Source organism: Sphingomonas jatrophae (genome assembly GCF_900113315.1).
In the GTDB taxonomy this organism is placed as follows: Bacteria; Pseudomonadota; Alphaproteobacteria; order Sphingomonadales; family Sphingomonadaceae; genus Sphingomonas_P; species Sphingomonas_P jatrophae.
On sequence record NZ_FOZG01000001.1, the window covers coordinates 439,463 to 453,934 of the forward strand.

Here is a 14,472-nt window from a genome sequence, read left to right on the forward strand (position 1 = left end):
CCCCCATGAAGACCCGTGCCGCCGTCGCGTTCGAGGCGAAGCAGCCGCTCGAGATCGTCGAGCTCGATCTCGACGGACCGCGTGCTGGCGAGGTGCTGGTCGAGATCAAGGCGACCGGCATCTGCCACACCGATGCCTATACGCTCGACGGGCTGGACAGTGAGGGGCTGTTCCCCTCCATCCTCGGGCACGAGGGCGCAGGGATCGTGCGCGAGGTGGGCGCGGGCGTCACCAGCGTGGCGCCGGGCGATCACGTCATCCCGCTCTACACGCCCGAATGCCGCCAGTGTAAGTCGTGCCTGAGCGGGAAGACCAACCTGTGCACCGCCATCCGTGCGACCCAGGGCAAGGGCCTGATGCCCGACGGCACGACCCGGTTCAGCTACAAGGGCCAGCCCATCCATCATTATATGGGCTGCTCCACCTTCTCGAACTTCACGGTGCTGCCCGAGATTGCGGTGGCCAAGATTCGTGAGGACGCACCCTTCCAGTCGAGCTGCTACATCGGCTGCGGCGTGACGACGGGCGTCGGCGCGGTGGTCAAGACCGCGAAGGTGGAGCCCGGCGCCAACTGCATCGTCTTCGGCCTCGGCGGCATCGGTCTCAACGTCATCCAAGGCCTGCGCATGGTCGGCGCGGACCGGATCGTCGGCGTCGACCTGAACGACAGCAAGGAGGAATGGGGCCGCCGCTTTGGCATGACGCACTTCGTCAATCCAAAGAAGGTGGAGGGCGATCTGCTCGCCCACCTGATCCAGCTGACCGACGGCGGCGCGGACTATACGTTCGACTGCACCGGCAACACCGACGTGATGCGCACCGCGCTTGAGGCGTGCCACCGCGGCTGGGGCGAATCGATCATCATCGGCGTGGCGGAAGCGGGCAAGGAAATCGCCACGCGGCCCTTCCAGCTCGTCACCGGGCGCGTGTGGAAAGGGTCGGCCTTTGGCGGCGCCAAGGGCCGGACGGACGTTCCGCGCATCGTCGACTGGTACATGAACGGCAAGATCGAGATCGACCCGATGATCACGCACGTTCTCACGCTGGACGAGATCAACAAGGGCTTTGAACTGATGCATGCGGGCGCCAGCATCCGCAGCGTCGTGGTTTACTGAGGAGGGGGAAAACATGTTCAGTCACGTGATGGTCGGCGCCAACGATATCGCGCAGTCGCGCGCCTTCTACGATGCAGTGCTCGGCGCCATGGGCGCGCCCGCCGGCTTCGAGGACGATCTCGGCCGCGTCTTCTGGGCGACGCCCACCGGCGTGTTCGCGATCAGCCGCCCGATCAACGGCGAGGCGGCCTGCGGCGCGAACGGCGGCACCGTCGGCTTCGCGATGTCCAGCCCCGAGCAGGCGGATGCGTGGCACGCCGCCGGCGTCGCATCGGGCGGCACCACGTGCGAGGACGCGCCCGGCTGGCGTGAGAGCGCCATGGGCCGGATGTATCTCGCCTATCTGCGCGATCCGGCCGGCAACAAGCTCTGCGCCCTCCACCGCCCGGCATGAGCGACGCGGCGATGGAGCGGGTCTCCGCCTGGAAGGCGCATGGCGGCAGCCAGCAGGTCTGGCGTCACCAGTCGGTGGCGACGGGCACGCAGATGACCTTCTCGCTCTATCTGCCGCCGCAGTCCGAGGCCGGGTCGGTGCCGCTCGTCTGGTACCTGTCCGGCCTCACCTGCACCCACGCGAACGTGACGGAGAAGGGCGAGTATCGCCGCGCCTGCGCCGAGCTCGGCCTCGCCTTCATCGCCCCCGATACGAGCCCGCGCGGCGCGGGTGTGCCCGACGATCCGGAGGGTGCGTTCGATTTCGGCTGGGGCGCGGGCTTCTATGTCGATGCGACGGAGGCGCCCTGGTCGGCCAATTACCGCATGTGGAGCTACGTCACGGACGAGTTGCCGCGCCTCGTTCTGGAGCACTTCCCGGTGGAGCCGGCAGCACAGGCGATCATGGGCCATTCCATGGGCGGTCACGGTGCGCTCACCGCCGCGCTGCGCCATCCCGGCCGCTATCGTTCCGTCTCCGCGCTCGCGCCGATCGTCGCCCCCTCGCAGGTGCCGTTCGGCACCAAGGCGCTCGCCGGCTATCTCGGCCCCGATCGCGCCGCCTGGCGTGCTCACGACAGCGTCGCGCTGATCGAGGATGGTGCGCAGCTGCCCGACCTGCTGGTCGATCAGGGGGCCGCGGACGAGTTCGTCGATGCGCAGCTCCGCCCCGATCTGCTGAAGGCGGCGTGCGACGCGGCGGGCATACCGCTCACGCTCCGCATGCAACCGGGCTACGATCACAGCTATTATTTCGTATCGACCTTCATGGCCGATCACATCCGCTGGCATGCCGAGCGGCTGGGCTGACGCGAAAGGATTTCAGCGATGTTGGCAATGCTCCTCGCCGCACTCGCACAGGCAGCCGCATTCGCTGCCGCACCGGCGCCCGCGCCTGTGACGACGCCCGCACCGGCACCGCCTGCACCCGCGCCTCAGCCCGCGCTCGTCAAGGTCGCGCTCACCACCGCGCAGGGGCGTATCGTGCTCGCGCTGGAGAAGGAGCGCGCGCCGGTCACCACGGCCAACTTCCTCCGCTACGTCGATGCCAAACGTTATGATGGCATCAGCTTCTACCGCGCGGTGAAGGTGCAGCCGGGCTACGGCCTTGTTCAGGGCGGCGTGTGGAAGGACGGCAAGCGCCTGTTCCCCGCCATCGCGCATGAGCCGACGACCAGGACCGGCCTCAGCCACACCGATGGCGCCATCTCCATGGGCCGCAACGCGCCCGGCACCGCGACGGGCGATTTCTTCATCGTCGTCGGCGGCTTCCCCTCGATGGATGCCGATCCCAAAGCGCCCGGCGACAATCAGGGGTTCGCCGTCTTCGGCCGCGTCGTCGAGGGGATGGACCTCGTGCGCACCCTGCTTGAGTCGCCGACCTCGGCGGATGCGGGCGATGGCGTGATGAAGGGGCAGATCATCGCTCAGCCGGTGAAGATCCTCACCGCCCGCCGGATCGACTGACGGAACGGCCGACGCCCCGGCCGGGTTGAGCCCCCTCTGAACGTCAAGGGGGATGAATTTGACCGACGCCGATCAGCCGATGCCCGTGGCCGTGGTGGCGACGCGGCTCGCCGATGCGCTGGCGCAGGGCGATCTGATCTACGTCGCGGCGGACGAGCTTCGCGCCGAACTGGTCGCCGCCGCCCTCCGCATCGCTGCGCCTTCGGCCGAGATCGCGCATCTCCCCTCGTCGGATGCGCTGCCCGGTGATCCGCACCCCGCCTCGGCCGCCAATGCCGGCAAGCGCGTGGCTGCGCTCCACTGCCTGCGCCGCCTCCAGCAGGAGAAGGATCGGCCCGCCATCGCGCTCGTCACCACCGCGGAAGCGGCCGCGCGGCTTTACCCGTCGCCGGATGCCTTCGCCCCCGCGCCGCCCCGCATCGCGCCCGGTGACAGCGCCGAGCGGCTGGAACAGACGCTGTCCGAGCTCGGCTACCGCCCGGATGAGCGGGTGGACGAACCCGGCGAGATGGCGGTGCGCGGGCAGGTGATCGATCTGTTCCCCGCCGATGTCGCGCTGCCGATCCGCATCGCGGTGGAGGAGGGGCGGATCACCGCCATCCGCGCCTACGATCCCGCCACGCAGCTCGGCACCGCCGAGCTGCCGGATCTAGAGATCGGTCGTGTTGAGGAACCCGCGCTTGGCAGCGCCCCCGTGCCGCTGTTCGATCATCTTCCAGGCGCGCGGCTGGCGCTCGATCCCGGTGTGGAGAAGCGCCGCGCCCGCTTCCGCACGCTGGCGGAGGAGGCCAAGGCGCTGCGCGAGGCGGTGGACGACACCGCGTGGAAAGCCGCGATGAAGGCGAAGCGCATCTCGCTCGACGAGGGCGTGTCCGATCTTCTGCCGCGCTTCGTCGAGAACAAGGCGCCCCTCCGCGCGCTGGCCAAGCTCGTCAAGGAAGCGGGCGAACGCGTCGTCCTGATGGGCAGTGCGCGCGATCTGCGCTTCCTCGCGCCGCGCGTCGGGCGATCGCTGAAGGCGAGCGGCGAGGCGGTGGCGGATTGGGCGGCCGCCCGCGCGGGCGATGCGCCGCTGTCGCTGCTCGCACTTCCGGCGGATCGCGGCTGGCAGGAAGAGGGGCTGATCGCCGTTGCCGCCGCCGATCTGCTCGGCAGCCGCGCCGTGCTCGATCCCGACCAGCCGGGCCCGTCCGGTCCGCTCCGCGACGCGCAGGGAGAGATCGGGCCGGGCGACGTCGTCGTGCACGAGGATCATGGCCTCGCGCAGGTGATCGGGCTGGAGCCTCTGGCTGACGGCGGGGACGCCATCATCCTCGAACATGCCGAGGGCGCGCGCCGCCTCGTGCCGGTCGCGCAAGGGGATCGCCTGTGGCGCTACGGCGCCGAGGCGGAGGCGGTGACGCTCGACCGGCTTGACGGCGCCAGCTGGCGCAAGCGGCGCGGCGTCATCGATGCCGCAGTGGCCGAAAGCGCCAAGGCGCTGGCGGAGCTCGCCGCCGAGCGGCTGGAGCGCGAGGCGCCCGTGCTGGAGGCGGATCCCGCCCAATATGAGCGGTTCGCCGCCGGCTTCCCCTTCCACGAAACGGCGGATCAGGCGCGTGCGATCGAGGCGGTCCGCACCGATCTTGCCGCGGGACGGCCGATGGACCGGCTGGTCGTCGGCGACGTCGGCTATGGCAAGACGGAGGTGGCCCTTCGCGCCGCCGCGGTCGCTGCGCTCGCCGGGCACCAGGTCGCGCTCGCAGCACCCACGACCGTGCTCGTCCGCCAGCATCTGGAGAGTTTTAAGCGCCGCTTCGCGCGCGTCGGCATCGAGGTGGCGGGCCTGTCGCGCCTGTCCACTCCGGCGGAGCGCAAGGCGGTCAAGGCAGGCCTGGCGGACGGCTCGATCCGCGTCGTGATCGGCACCGGTGCGCTTGCGGGCAAGGGCGTCGAGTACAAGAACCTCGCGCTTGTCGTGATTGATGAGGAGCAGCGCTTCGGTGCGGCCGACAAGGCGAAGCTGCGCGATCTCGGCGCCGGTCACGTCCTGTCGCTCAGCGCCACGCCGATCCCGCGCACGCTGCAGATGGCATTGGTCGGGCTGCAACAGGTCTGCGTCATCGCCACGCCGCCTGCGCGCCGCCAGCCGATCCGCACCGCCATTGGCGAGTGGGACGAGACGGCGGTGCGCACCGCGCTGCTCCGCGAGAAGGCGCGCGGCGGGCAGGCGTTCGTCGTCGTGCCGCGGATCAACGACATGGAGCCGATGGCCAAGCGCCTGCGCAAGCTGGTGCCCGATCTCACCGTTGTCGAGGCGCATGGCAAGCTTCCCGCCGCGGAGCTGGACGAGGCGATGGTCCGCTTCGCCGAGGGCGATGGCGACGTGCTGCTCGCCACCAACATCATCGAGGCGGGGCTGGACGTGCCGCGCGCGAATACGATGATCGTCGGCCATGCCGATCGCTTCGGCCTGGCGCAGCTGCACCAGCTGCGTGGTCGTGTCGGCCGCGGCGCGCGGCGCGGGCAGGTGCTGCTGTTCACCGAGCCCGGCCATGCCATTGCGGACGCCACCGCGCGTCGCCTGCGCACGCTCCAGGCATTCGACCGGCTGGGGGCTGGCTTTGCCATCAGCGCGCGCGATCTCGATCTGCGCGGGGCGGGCGATCTCGTCGGCGATGCGCAGGCGGGGCACATGAAGCTGATCGGCGTCGATCTCTACCAGCGCCTGCTCGAAGGCGCGCTCCGGCAGGCGCGCGGCGAGACGGTCGACCGCTGGACGCCCGAGCTGGAACTCGGCGCCACCGGCCGGCTGCCCGAGACGTGGATCCCGGAGGAGGAGGTGCGCGTCGGCCTCTACGTTCGTCTGGCTCGGATCGAGGCGGAGGACGCGCTCGACGCCTTCGAGTCGGAACTGGCCGACCGCTTCGGGCCTTTGCCCGACGAGGCGGCGACGCTGATCGCCGCCACGCGCATCCGTCTGCTCGCCCGCGCGTCCGAAGTCGCCCGCATCGATGCCGGGCCCGGCGCCATCGCGCTGACCATGCGCGGCAAGGCCGAACCGGGGATCGAGGGCCTGACCGAAAAGAACGGCCGCTGGCTGCTCGCCGAACGCATCGAGGAGCCAGCCGCGCGCATGGAGCGCGTGCGTACGCTGCTCGAGGAGATAGGCGCGTAGGGCGGCGTTACTCAGGTCGCCCTATTCCGATCGGTTCCGCAACCGTTGCCCCGCCTGAGACCCATTCGGACGCGCTAAGCGGCCACCTAGCTGTTCAGAGCACCGCTTCGACCAAACCCAGCGCCTTCGCTTCCTGCGCCTCGACATACCAGTTGGTCGGCGCCCGCTGGATCACCTCCTCCAGCGTCACGCTGGAGCCCTGAACGAGGTTGGCGAAGCCTTCCTCCTGCATCGCTATCGACGCCTTGAGCTCGTTCACCGCGGCCTCGGCGGTCGCTAGGCACTTGGTCAGCGGCCCGCGCAGCTCGACATCCTTCGACATCTTGCGCTCATGGATCATCAGCCGGCTGCCCCGCGTCAGAAAGCGGTTCTGTCGAGCGAAGAAGCTCATGAAGGTCACGCCGGCGGAATAGACCACCGCCTTGCCGAGGAACACGAATCGCCGCTGCGCCGCCTCCAGATCGCTGTGGAAGCGGATGTCCTCGCCCATCATCCGCGCAACCTCCGGATCGCCGCCCAGGGTCGATAGCTCGCACACCACCAGCCCCTCCGCCGGCGCGGCGGCAAGCTGGTCGCGGAAGCTGCGATACATTTCATAGTCGACGTCGCCGGACAGCAGCACGGCGGGGTCGCGGAAGTCCGCGGCGGTGAGGGTCTGGTCAGTCATGGCCGCGCGAACGCCGCGCCGCCCGGAACGATCCGTCAGCCGACCGTTTCGAGCAGCCCCTCGAACAGCCGCCGCCCGTCGGTGCGGCCATGCGCCGGATCCACCACGCGCTCGGGGTGCGGCATCAGGCCGAGCACGTTGCCCGCCTCGTTGAAAATGCCGGCAATGTTCCGCGCCGACCCGTTGACCGGCTCGCCGTAGCGGAACGCCACGCGGCCCTCGCCCTCAAGCCGGTCGAGCGTTTCCGCATCCGCGCTGTAATTGCCGTCATGGTGCGCGACGGGAACCATGATCTCCTCACCGGCCGAATAGCGGCTGGTGAAAGCGGTCTGCGCATTCTCGACCTTCAGCGGCACCGTGCGGCAGACGAAGTTCAGCCCCGCATTGCGCATCAGCGCCCCCGGCAGCAGCCCCGCCTCGGTCAGGATCTGGAAGCCGTTGCAGACCCCCAGTACCGGCACGCCGCGCCCCGCCGCATCCACGACCGCACGCATGATCGGCGAACGCGCCGCCATCGCGCCCGAGCGCAGATAATCGCCGTAGGAGAAGCCGCCCGGCACTGCGATCAGGCCAACGCCCTCCGGTAGCTCCGTCTCGCCATGCCAGACCATGGTGGGCGCCGTGCCGGTCACGTCCCGCAGCGCCACCGCCAGATCGCGGTCGCAGTTGGAGCCGGGAAAGACGAGGACGGCCGACTTCACAGCCGTTCGATCCGATAATTCTCGATCACCGTATTGGCGAGCAGCTGGCGGCACATCGCGTCGAGCGTGGCGTCATCCGTGCCGTCCGCCACCTCCAGCTCGATCAGCTTGCCCTGGCGCACGTCCTCAACGTCGGCGAAGCCGAGCCCTTCCAGCGCGTGCTGGATCGCCTTGCCCTGCGGGTCGAGCACGCCGGGCTTGAGAGTGACGAAGATGCGCGCCTTCATGGAGCCTCGGAACGGTGATGGGGTTTTCCGGCCCTATGCCCCCCTGTGACGCGGGGGGCAACCGCTTGCGGACAGACGCGAGATTGCCGACACCGCTCGGCAGCAACAACGGAGGGAAAGGCATGCGGGCAGCCATCGTGCTGGCGGCAGGCTCATCGCGTCGCTGGGGCGCGGAGAACAAGCTTATGGCTCGGATCGGCGGCAGGCCCCTGGTCTGCCACGCCGTGGCCGCCGCCCGGCAGGCGCCTGTCGGTCGCATCCTCGTCGTGACGGGACGGCAAAGCGGGCGCGTGGCGGCCGCCGTGCGCGGGCCGCGTGTGACGGTGGTCCGTGCACGCGATCATGCCACGGGGTTGAGCGCCAGCGTGCGTGCAGGATTGGCGGCGCTCAGGCCGTGCGAGACGTCGGTCTTCATCTTCCTTGGCGACATGCCGCGTGTTCCGCCATTCCTTGCCGAGCGCCTCGCCCGTGCGCTCCGTATCCGCGACTCAGGCGTGCGCCCCACGTCGCGTGGGGTTCCCGGTCATCCTGTGCTGCTGCGCCGTCCGGACCGTACCGAACTCGCGCAGCTGCACGGGGATCGCGGTCTGGCCCCTCTGCTACGCGGATTGCGGACGATCCCGGGGCCGCGCAGCGCGATCATCGACATCGACCGCCGAACTGATCGCGCCAAGCTGCGTTGAGCGCGGACCTTCACCGAAAGGACTGCGAATGGAAGAGCTTGCCGGCTGGATCGCGCCCGCCGCGACGATGATTGCCGCCATGATGACGGCCGCCAATCTCGGCGCCCGCTTCACCGGCTGGGGCTTCGTCGTCTTCCTTGTCGGTGCGATCGCGTGGGTGATCGTCGGCTGGACGAGCGACCAGCAGAACCTGCTCCTATCCAACGCTTTCCTGGCAGTGGTCAACGTGGTCGGCATCTGGCGCTGGCTTGGCCGCAAGGCGCGCTTCGACGATGCCGCGGAGGCGGCGGAGCGGCAGAGCGAGGAGGCGGATGGGGATGACCTGTTCGCCGCGTCCAAGTTCGACGGGATGGAGGTGGTGGGGCGCGACGGCGCGGTGATCGCGCATGTCGTCGACGCACTGGCGCAGTGCCGTGGCGGCAAGATCACCTACCTGCTGGTGCGCGAAGGCGGTGTAGTCGGCGTGGGCGAGACGATCCGACAGCTCGGTTGGGACAAGGTGCGCGTCCACGGCAAGCGGATCGAGACGGGGCTGGACTCCGCCTCGCTCGCCACGCTCCCCTTGGCCGACGCCGCGTGACCGCGGCTACTGCGACGGCGCCGATCATCGTCACCGCGCTGCTCGGCCCTGACGACTTCGCCTGGTTCGACGGTCTGCGCCAGCGCCATTTCCCGCCCGAGCGGAATCATCTCTCGGCACATCTGACGATGTTTCATCATCTGCCGCCGTCGATCGGCGACGAACTGGACCGGCGACTAGCGCAGGCTGTGCGTGCGCCGGCGCCTGCTGCGACGCTGGCGTCGGTCATGAAACTCGGTCGCGGGACGGCCTTCCGCATCGACAGCCCCGATCTGGCTGCCATCCGCTCCGATCTGGCGCATGCGTTTGCGGATTGCCTCACGCCTCAGGATGCCGGGGGCTGGCGCGCGCACGTCACGATTCAGAACAAGGTCGAGCCCCGCGAAGCGGCGGCGCTGTACGCGAACCTGATGAAGGGGTTTTGTCCGCGGCCTGTCCGCATCGCCGGCCTTGCGAGCTGGTGGTATCGCGGCGGACCGTGGGAGCTCCGCGCGCGCTTCGCCTTCCGGGGCTGACGCGCGCGGGCCTGTGTCAGTCGATCTGGCCGATCCCGGCGCAGCTGAGATCGAAGGCAGCGAGGCCGGCCTCGAGATAGCCGGCGAGCATCGGCATCTCCATCAGCTGCTCCACCGCAGGCTCCGCATCCGGATCGTTCGCCGCTTCGAGCGCGTCGGCCCACTCCGAGGCGTCGTAAGTGCCACGACCCACCATGGCGAGCGCCAGCACCTCGGCGATCTGATCGTCGGCAAGCTCTTCGAGCAGCGCCTCGATCTCCTCCTCGACCGCCTCGTTCGCCTCGTCGTCGAGGCTGGCGAACTCGTCGTCGGCGTCGTTGGGATCATCCTCCTCGTCCGCGGTCAGGCCCGGCACCTGCGCTTCCATCTCGCGCGCACGGATAATGAGACGACACACCGTCTCGAGCGAAATCGTAAGTTCCAAAGCGGCCTCCTGTCCCTGCCCCAAGGGGTCCAGATCGCTCCGCCGAACGTGATTTGCGGACACAGGTTCCGTGATGCTTGCACACGGTTGACCATGTGCCCGCCGCTGCATATAGGGCGCCGCCTGCCCGCAGGCATCTGTGGCGGAGTAGCTCAGTCGGTTAGAGCAGCGGAATCATAATCCGCGTGTCGGGGGTTCGAGTCCCTCCTCCGCTACCACTTGAATAGTCCGGGGTCGGGCTGTCTGGGCGGGCTTCCCCATCGCTAGTCCCAGCACGTCGTTGAGCGAACCGGCGCCTTCGATCGCTAGTCCGTCTTCGTCGGCGTCGTTGGGCGTGATCGTTACCTTCTCGAGCAACGAGCGCAGGAGAGGCATCGCCGTCGCGCGGCCCTCCGCGCCCGAGGCGAGTGCCTGGCCGAGCTGGTCGACCCGCTTGCGGTATGCGTCGACGATATGCGGGTGCAGCGCGATCACCGGCTCGGCTTCGAACTCGGCGACCAGCTGCTCGGCACGTTCGCGATCGGCACGTCGTGCGGCGAGTGCTTCGCGCACCTCGGAGAAGTCGGCTGCACCGTCGGCGATCGCGTCGACCAGGCGCGCAATGGCGACCTTTGCCTCGTTTACGCGCCGCTCGGCTTCTGCTCGTGAGCCGAGCCGCTCGGCGCGGCGCTTGGTACGGCGATCGTGATATTCACGGACGGCGAGGCTGAGTGCCTCGGGCGAGAGCAGGTGTCGGCGCAGGCCTCCAATAATCCGCGACTCGAGCCGCTCAGTGCTGATCCGGCGACCATTGTCGCAGGTGCCGGCGTCCTTGTGGCGCACGCAGCCCCAGCGATCGCGTGAGAGGATCGTGACGTTGCCGCCGCAGTTGCCGCAAACAACCAGCCCCGACAGGAGGTGCTTGGCGCGGGGCTGCTGTCTGAAGCTGACGCCTTCGCGCGCGTCGCGCCATCGCTGCACGGCTTCCCACGTGGCCTCGTCCACGATCCTGAGGTGCGGAAGATCCTGCGTCACCCACTCCGAGGGCGGGTTGATCCGCGAGATCCGCTTTCGGCTGATCGGATCGCGCACCATGCGGACGCGGTTGAAGATATACCGCCCGGCATAGGCCGGATTGTGCAGGATGCCGTTCTGCCGCGACCGGGAGCCGACGATGGTCGTGGGGCGCCACTCGCCACCGCTGGCGGTCGGCACGCCTTCGGCGTTCAGCTTGTGCGCGATCGCTCGCGGCGAAATGCCTGCCAGGAACTCGCGGTAGATCCGGCGCACGATGACGGCCTGCGCTTCGTCGACCTCGCGTTCGCCACGCCGCAGCTCGCCGCGCTCATCGAGGCCGGTGACAACGCGATAGCCGTAGGACAGACCGCCTGGGATATGGCCGGTCGCTACGCGCCCACGCTGGCCGCGGCGGATCTTGTCGCCGAGATCCTTGAGGAAGAGGGCGTTCATCGTGCCCTTGAGGCCGATGTGCAGCTCGTTGATCTCGCCTTCCGACAGCGTGATGATGCGGACGCCGGCGAACTCGAGCCGCTGGTAGATGGAGGCGATATCGGCCTGGTTGCGCGATATGCGGTCGATCGCTTCGGTCAGCATGATGTCCAGCTCGCGGCGATCGGCCGCTTCGAGCAGGGCGTTCAAGCCAGGGCGGGTGTTGCTGGTGCCGGAGATCGCGAGATCGGAGTAGACGCCTGCGATCTCCCAGCCTTCGCGGTCAGCGCGCTCGCGGCAGAGCCGAGCCTGATCCTCGGCCGAGCTTTCGGACTGCCGGTCGGTGCTGAAGCGGGCGTAGATGGCTGCTCGGATCACGATTCACTTTCTCGGCCGATTCCTCGCGCGCAATGTCCTCGTCCGCGAGATCGCGGGCAAGCGCGCGCACGAGATCGGCGATCAGCGGGTTCACCCGGCCGCGGCGATGCTTAGGGAAGGCGCGGGGGTACGCTTCGGGAACCAGGAGACAGGCGCAAGGAGCAGCTTGGCGCTCATACGTGGCCGCACGCGCCGCGGGATTGTAGGAGGGCGGCATGGCGCGAACGTGGCTCGACCTGACCGACTGGCATAATGGCGCCTCCGTCCGCGTGCGGGTGCAGCGCGCGCTCGTGGTGGAGCTGGTCGGCGCCGAGCTGTCCGACGCGGCGTTCGCCGACTGGATCGGCGAGCGATCCAACCGGCTGATCGCCGCCGGCGTGCGGAAGGCCGCCGGCGGCTCCACCTGGCTGATCGAGCTGGGGCGCGAGGATCTCGCCTAGCAGCGCGGGCGCGGGCGCCGGCGGCGCCGGCTGCGTGATCTGGCGGGGAACGATGGCGAAGCGGCTGACCGTGACGCGGTGGCCGTCCGCAAACTCCACCTCGACCGATTGCACCTTGCCGCGGCCGACGACGCGGCAGGTCTCGCCATGCCGATCGAGCAGCCGGGCGAGCATGTGCCAGTAGAAGGGCAGCGTCGGCTCAGGCGCCCGGCGCGGCTCGGCCGGGCCGATCGGCAGCGGGAACAGCTCGAGGTTGCGGCGCTCCTCGACGCGGCGTTGCGACGCGGTCCACATTGCCTGCGCGACGTGATCCTCGAGATCGTAGGCGAGGTGGCAGTCCTGGCACATGGCGAGCAGGTTGGCGGGATCCTCATTGCCCGGCGCGCGATCGAGGTGGGCGACGGTCAGCACGACGGGCGAGGTGGTGACCGGGTGCGGCTGGCCGTGGTGGGCGGCACAGCGCGCGGCCGGCGCGCCGTAGCCGCGGTGATGGGCGCCGCATTGGCCGGTGCACTCGCAGCGGCCCTGCGCGCGGTCCTCGCGGATGGAGCGACTGATCTCCGGCCAGTCCGCCGGGTAGCGCTCGCGGAGTTCGGGGCGGATCGGCATCAGGCGGCCTCTGCGCACCACGTGCCGCACTCGGCATCCATCTCGGGATCGGCGTGGAACAACCCGCCCGCGAACAGATCGGGTTGTGTCCGAACGTCACGGATCAGCTCGGCATAGCTATACTCAGTGACGAAGCGACCTTTGCCTGGCCCTTGCTCCATATCGCTCCACCATTGAAGCGTGCCCGGTGCCGTCCGTTCGATCTCCCACAGCTTCGGCCGGGCCTTGAGGAAGCATCCGTCGCAGTTGCCTTCAAAGGGCAGCAGCTGAAGGTCGAAATCTTGAGCGCGCCAGAATGCCCGCACGTCGCGGTTCGACACCTTGGCGTCGTCGAGCGGGAGCGCCACTGTCCACCGCTCTTTGTTCGGCGCCCGCGACTTCGCCACGCGGTGCCCTTCATCGTGGCGAAGACCTACGACGTTGGTCCAATGCTCATAGCCCCGCGATTGCATGAACCATTTCATCACGCGCACCTTCAGCTCCGAGGTGCAGAAGCGCGTCACAGCATTGGGCGTGTATCCTTTGACGCGGATCAGATCAGCGAACGGCTTACCGTCGCGGCTCGCGCTGTTGTAGCCGACCTCCTCGAACCGTTTGTCAAACGGGATGACGTTGCCGGCATCGTCTTTCGTGCGCCGAGTTCGCCACTCGAGCCAATGGATCGGCACGCCCCAGCGCACCTGACACTCGTGAACAAAGCGGAGGGTCTCCTCGCGCTCCTTGCCAGTGTTCGCGAACACCACATGGATGTCGGGCGCAAAGGCGCCACCAGCCGTATCTAGCATCTGCTTGAGCATGTAAGCCGACGTGCGGCCACCGCTGAAGCTAATCAGCCCCGGGCCTTCGATGCAGTAGCGGTTCACGCCGCCTCTCCCGCGAACTCGTTGACCGGCCACGTCCACAGCCCGCGGCCGCCGCGCATCGGCACCGGCTCGGGCCAAACCTCGACGTCGGACAGGGGCCAGCCCCAATTCGAATGCTCGAGCCGGTCGCTATCGACGGGGAAGCCGAGATCGCCGGCGGGCTTCGGCTCGCCGAGGATGGCGGTGCCGAGCCCGGCGCCGAGCGGCAGGACGGACGGGTCCGCCCAAGCGCGCAGCAGCAGCTCGAGCGCGATCGGGATGTCGAGGCCTGTGGGGCTGGTGATGCGCTGACCGGCGAGGTACTTCCGTCCCTCGTCGATCAGCGCCATGCGCAGCTGCGCGATCTCGATCCGCTCGTGCGGGCGCATGCCGGCATGGATGACGATGCGCTGGCCGACGACGGTGCCGCAGCGGTGGTGCGAGCGCCACTCGATCGGCTTGGCGCCCGCCATGATGAGCGAAGCCCATGGCTGCCAGATGGTGAGCGCCCGCATCACGCCATGCCCAGGGCAGAGCGATAGGTCTCGAGCAGCGCGTCGCGTTCGTCGCGGGCGTTCTTCTCCATTTTGCGGAGCTTCACCAGCTCGCGCATCGTTCTGGCGTCGAAGCCCTGGGATTTGGCCTCGGCGTAGACGTCGTTGATGTCGTCGGACATGCTCTTCCGCTCTTCCTCGAGCCGCTCGATGCGTTCGATGAAGAGGCGGAGCTGATCGGCGGCGACGTTGGTCGGGGCCTCGGTAGTGGTGGTGCTGTCTGCGGCGAGGCTGGTCTGTGCGTCGGGCATGG

At 68.9% G+C, this 14,472-nt stretch carries 17 protein-coding genes, 1 tRNA gene and 1 pseudogene; 10 read left to right on the forward strand and 9 right to left on the reverse strand.

Annotated features, from left to right (window positions below; genetic code table 11):
- The first annotated feature begins 5 nt into the window (after positions 1 to 5).
- The 5 genes from BM360_RS02010 (at position 6) to BM360_RS02030 (ending at position 6,171) form a co-directional block, all read left to right on the forward strand.
- Positions 6 to 1,115: an S-(hydroxymethyl)glutathione dehydrogenase/class III alcohol dehydrogenase gene (locus BM360_RS02010; RefSeq protein ID WP_093309943.1), complete on the forward strand. Its 1,110-nt coding sequence runs from the start codon at positions 6 to 8 to the stop codon at positions 1,113 to 1,115.
- Between the two features lie 13 nt (positions 1,116 to 1,128).
- Positions 1,129 to 1,509 carry a VOC family protein gene (locus BM360_RS02015; protein ID WP_093309953.1) on the forward strand — a complete coding sequence of 127 codons (381 nt, stop codon included), beginning with the start codon at positions 1,129 to 1,131 and terminating at the stop codon, positions 1,507 to 1,509.
- 11 nt (positions 1,510 to 1,520) lie between these two features.
- Positions 1,521 to 2,357: an S-formylglutathione hydrolase gene (fghA, locus tag BM360_RS02020; protein ID WP_093309960.1), complete on the forward strand. Its 837-nt coding sequence runs from the start codon at positions 1,521 to 1,523 to the stop codon at positions 2,355 to 2,357.
- Positions 2,358 to 2,375: 18 nt separating this feature from the next.
- Positions 2,376 to 3,014, forward strand: coding sequence for a peptidylprolyl isomerase (locus BM360_RS02025; RefSeq protein WP_207544512.1), 639 nt, complete (start codon positions 2,376 to 2,378; stop codon positions 3,012 to 3,014).
- Between the two features lie 79 nt (positions 3,015 to 3,093).
- On the forward strand, positions 3,094 to 6,171 hold the full coding sequence (locus BM360_RS02030; RefSeq protein ID WP_093313602.1) for a helicase-related protein: 3,078 nt from the start codon (positions 3,094 to 3,096) through the stop codon (positions 6,169 to 6,171).
- A gap of 94 nt (positions 6,172 to 6,265) precedes the next feature.
- Here the strand turns inward: BM360_RS02030 and BM360_RS02035 are convergent, their stop codons facing one another.
- Genes BM360_RS02035 through purS form a run of 3 tightly spaced genes read right to left on the reverse strand, consistent with a single transcriptional unit; the run spans position 6,266 to position 7,766 of the window.
- Positions 6,266 to 6,838 (reverse strand): peptidase S14, encoded by a 573-nt coding sequence (locus tag BM360_RS02035; protein ID WP_093309976.1) that lies wholly within the window; start codon positions 6,836 to 6,838, stop codon positions 6,266 to 6,268.
- 35 nt (positions 6,839 to 6,873) lie between these two features.
- Complete coding sequence (purQ, locus tag BM360_RS02040; protein WP_093309982.1) at positions 6,874 to 7,539, reverse strand: phosphoribosylformylglycinamidine synthase subunit PurQ; 666 nt, start codon at positions 7,537 to 7,539, stop codon at positions 6,874 to 6,876.
- The gene (gene purS, locus BM360_RS02045; protein ID WP_093309985.1) at positions 7,536 to 7,766 is read right to left on the reverse strand and encodes a phosphoribosylformylglycinamidine synthase subunit PurS; all 231 of its coding nucleotides are present in this window, start codon (positions 7,764 to 7,766) and stop codon (positions 7,536 to 7,538) included. Before purS ends, purQ begins: the two co-directional genes overlap by 4 nt.
- A 122-nt stretch (positions 7,767 to 7,888) precedes the next feature.
- On the opposite strand from purS, the gene BM360_RS02050 reads away from it, so the two are divergent.
- From BM360_RS02050 to BM360_RS02060, 3 genes are read left to right on the forward strand one after another with little or no spacing between them, the layout of a single operon-like run.
- Complete coding sequence (locus BM360_RS02050) at positions 7,889 to 8,449, forward strand: nucleotidyltransferase family protein (protein ID WP_165611174.1); 561 nt, start codon at positions 7,889 to 7,891, stop codon at positions 8,447 to 8,449.
- 28 nt (positions 8,450 to 8,477) lie between these two features.
- The gene (locus BM360_RS02055; protein WP_093309989.1) at positions 8,478 to 9,029 is read left to right on the forward strand and encodes a PRC-barrel domain-containing protein; all 552 of its coding nucleotides are present in this window, start codon (positions 8,478 to 8,480) and stop codon (positions 9,027 to 9,029) included.
- Positions 9,026 to 9,544: a 2'-5' RNA ligase family protein gene (locus BM360_RS02060; RefSeq protein WP_093309991.1), complete on the forward strand. Its 519-nt coding sequence runs from the start codon at positions 9,026 to 9,028 to the stop codon at positions 9,542 to 9,544. Before BM360_RS02055 ends, BM360_RS02060 begins: the two co-directional genes overlap by 4 nt.
- 16 nt (positions 9,545 to 9,560) lie before the next feature.
- Here the strand turns inward: BM360_RS02060 and BM360_RS02065 are convergent, their stop codons facing one another.
- A complete protein-coding gene (locus tag BM360_RS02065; RefSeq protein ID WP_093309993.1) occupies positions 9,561 to 9,968 on the reverse strand; it encodes a DUF3775 domain-containing protein in 408 nt (135 codons plus the stop codon).
- Between the two features lie 141 nt (positions 9,969 to 10,109).
- Between BM360_RS02065 and BM360_RS02070 the strand changes: the two genes are divergently transcribed.
- Positions 10,110 to 10,186, forward strand: a tRNA-Met gene (locus tag BM360_RS02070).
- Between the two features lie 241 nt (positions 10,187 to 10,427).
- On the forward strand, positions 10,428 to 10,616 hold the full coding sequence (locus tag BM360_RS19830) for a hypothetical protein (RefSeq protein ID WP_242653268.1): 189 nt from the start codon (positions 10,428 to 10,430) through the stop codon (positions 10,614 to 10,616).
- A gap of 102 nt (positions 10,617 to 10,718) precedes the next feature.
- On the opposite strand, the pseudogene BM360_RS19835 reads toward BM360_RS19830, so the two are convergent.
- The 5 genes and pseudogenes from BM360_RS19835 to BM360_RS02095 all read right to left on the reverse strand — a co-directional run.
- Positions 10,719 to 11,774 (reverse strand): annotated as a pseudogene (locus BM360_RS19835) (recombinase family protein); the annotation flags it as partial.
- Positions 11,775 to 11,947: 173 nt separating this feature from the next.
- A complete protein-coding gene (locus BM360_RS02080; protein ID WP_093309995.1) occupies positions 11,948 to 12,823 on the reverse strand; it encodes a hypothetical protein in 876 nt (291 codons plus the stop codon).
- Positions 12,823 to 13,686 (reverse strand): phosphoadenosine phosphosulfate reductase domain-containing protein, encoded by an 864-nt coding sequence (locus tag BM360_RS02085; protein ID WP_207544513.1) that lies wholly within the window; start codon positions 13,684 to 13,686, stop codon positions 12,823 to 12,825. The genes BM360_RS02080 and BM360_RS02085 overlap by 1 nt, the downstream gene beginning before the upstream one ends.
- Positions 13,683 to 14,180 (reverse strand): ASCH domain-containing protein, encoded by a 498-nt coding sequence (locus BM360_RS02090; RefSeq protein ID WP_093309997.1) that lies wholly within the window; start codon positions 14,178 to 14,180, stop codon positions 13,683 to 13,685. The genes BM360_RS02085 and BM360_RS02090 overlap by 4 nt, the downstream gene beginning before the upstream one ends.
- Complete coding sequence (locus BM360_RS02095) at positions 14,180 to 14,470, reverse strand: DUF2312 domain-containing protein (protein WP_093310003.1); 291 nt, start codon at positions 14,468 to 14,470, stop codon at positions 14,180 to 14,182. The genes BM360_RS02090 and BM360_RS02095 overlap by 1 nt, the downstream gene beginning before the upstream one ends.
- Positions 14,471 to 14,472: the final 2 nt, after the last annotated feature.

Excerpts from the sequence above, each read along its gene's own strand:
- BM360_RS02015 (WP_093309953.1), top strand. The coding sequence starts at position 1,129 with ATGTTCAGTCACGTGATGGTCGGCGCCAACGATATCGCGCAGTCGCGC.
- BM360_RS02090 (WP_093309997.1), bottom strand. The coding sequence starts at position 14,180 with ATGCGGGCGCTCACCATCTGGCAGCCATGGGCTTCGCTCATCATGGCG.
- BM360_RS02010 (WP_093309943.1), top strand. The coding sequence starts at position 6 with ATGAAGACCCGTGCCGCCGTCGCGTTCGAGGCGAAGCAGCCGCTCGAG.
- BM360_RS02080 (WP_093309995.1), bottom strand. The coding sequence starts at position 12,823 with ATGCCGATCCGCCCCGAACTCCGCGAGCGCTACCCGGCGGACTGGCCG.
- BM360_RS02055 (WP_093309989.1), top strand. The coding sequence starts at position 8,478 with ATGGAAGAGCTTGCCGGCTGGATCGCGCCCGCCGCGACGATGATTGCC.
- BM360_RS02025 (WP_207544512.1), top strand. The coding sequence starts at position 2,376 with ATGTTGGCAATGCTCCTCGCCGCACTCGCACAGGCAGCCGCATTCGCT.
- purS (WP_093309985.1), bottom strand. The coding sequence starts at position 7,766 with ATGAAGGCGCGCATCTTCGTCACTCTCAAGCCCGGCGTGCTCGACCCG.
- BM360_RS02035 (WP_093309976.1), bottom strand. The coding sequence starts at position 6,838 with ATGACTGACCAGACCCTCACCGCCGCGGACTTCCGCGACCCCGCCGTG.
- fghA (WP_093309960.1), top strand. The coding sequence starts at position 1,521 with ATGGAGCGGGTCTCCGCCTGGAAGGCGCATGGCGGCAGCCAGCAGGTC.
- BM360_RS02050 (WP_165611174.1), top strand. The coding sequence starts at position 7,889 with ATGCGGGCAGCCATCGTGCTGGCGGCAGGCTCATCGCGTCGCTGGGGC.
- BM360_RS02030 (WP_093313602.1), top strand. The coding sequence starts at position 3,094 with ATGCCCGTGGCCGTGGTGGCGACGCGGCTCGCCGATGCGCTGGCGCAG.
- BM360_RS02095 (WP_093310003.1), bottom strand. The coding sequence starts at position 14,470 with ATGCCCGACGCACAGACCAGCCTCGCCGCAGACAGCACCACCACTACC.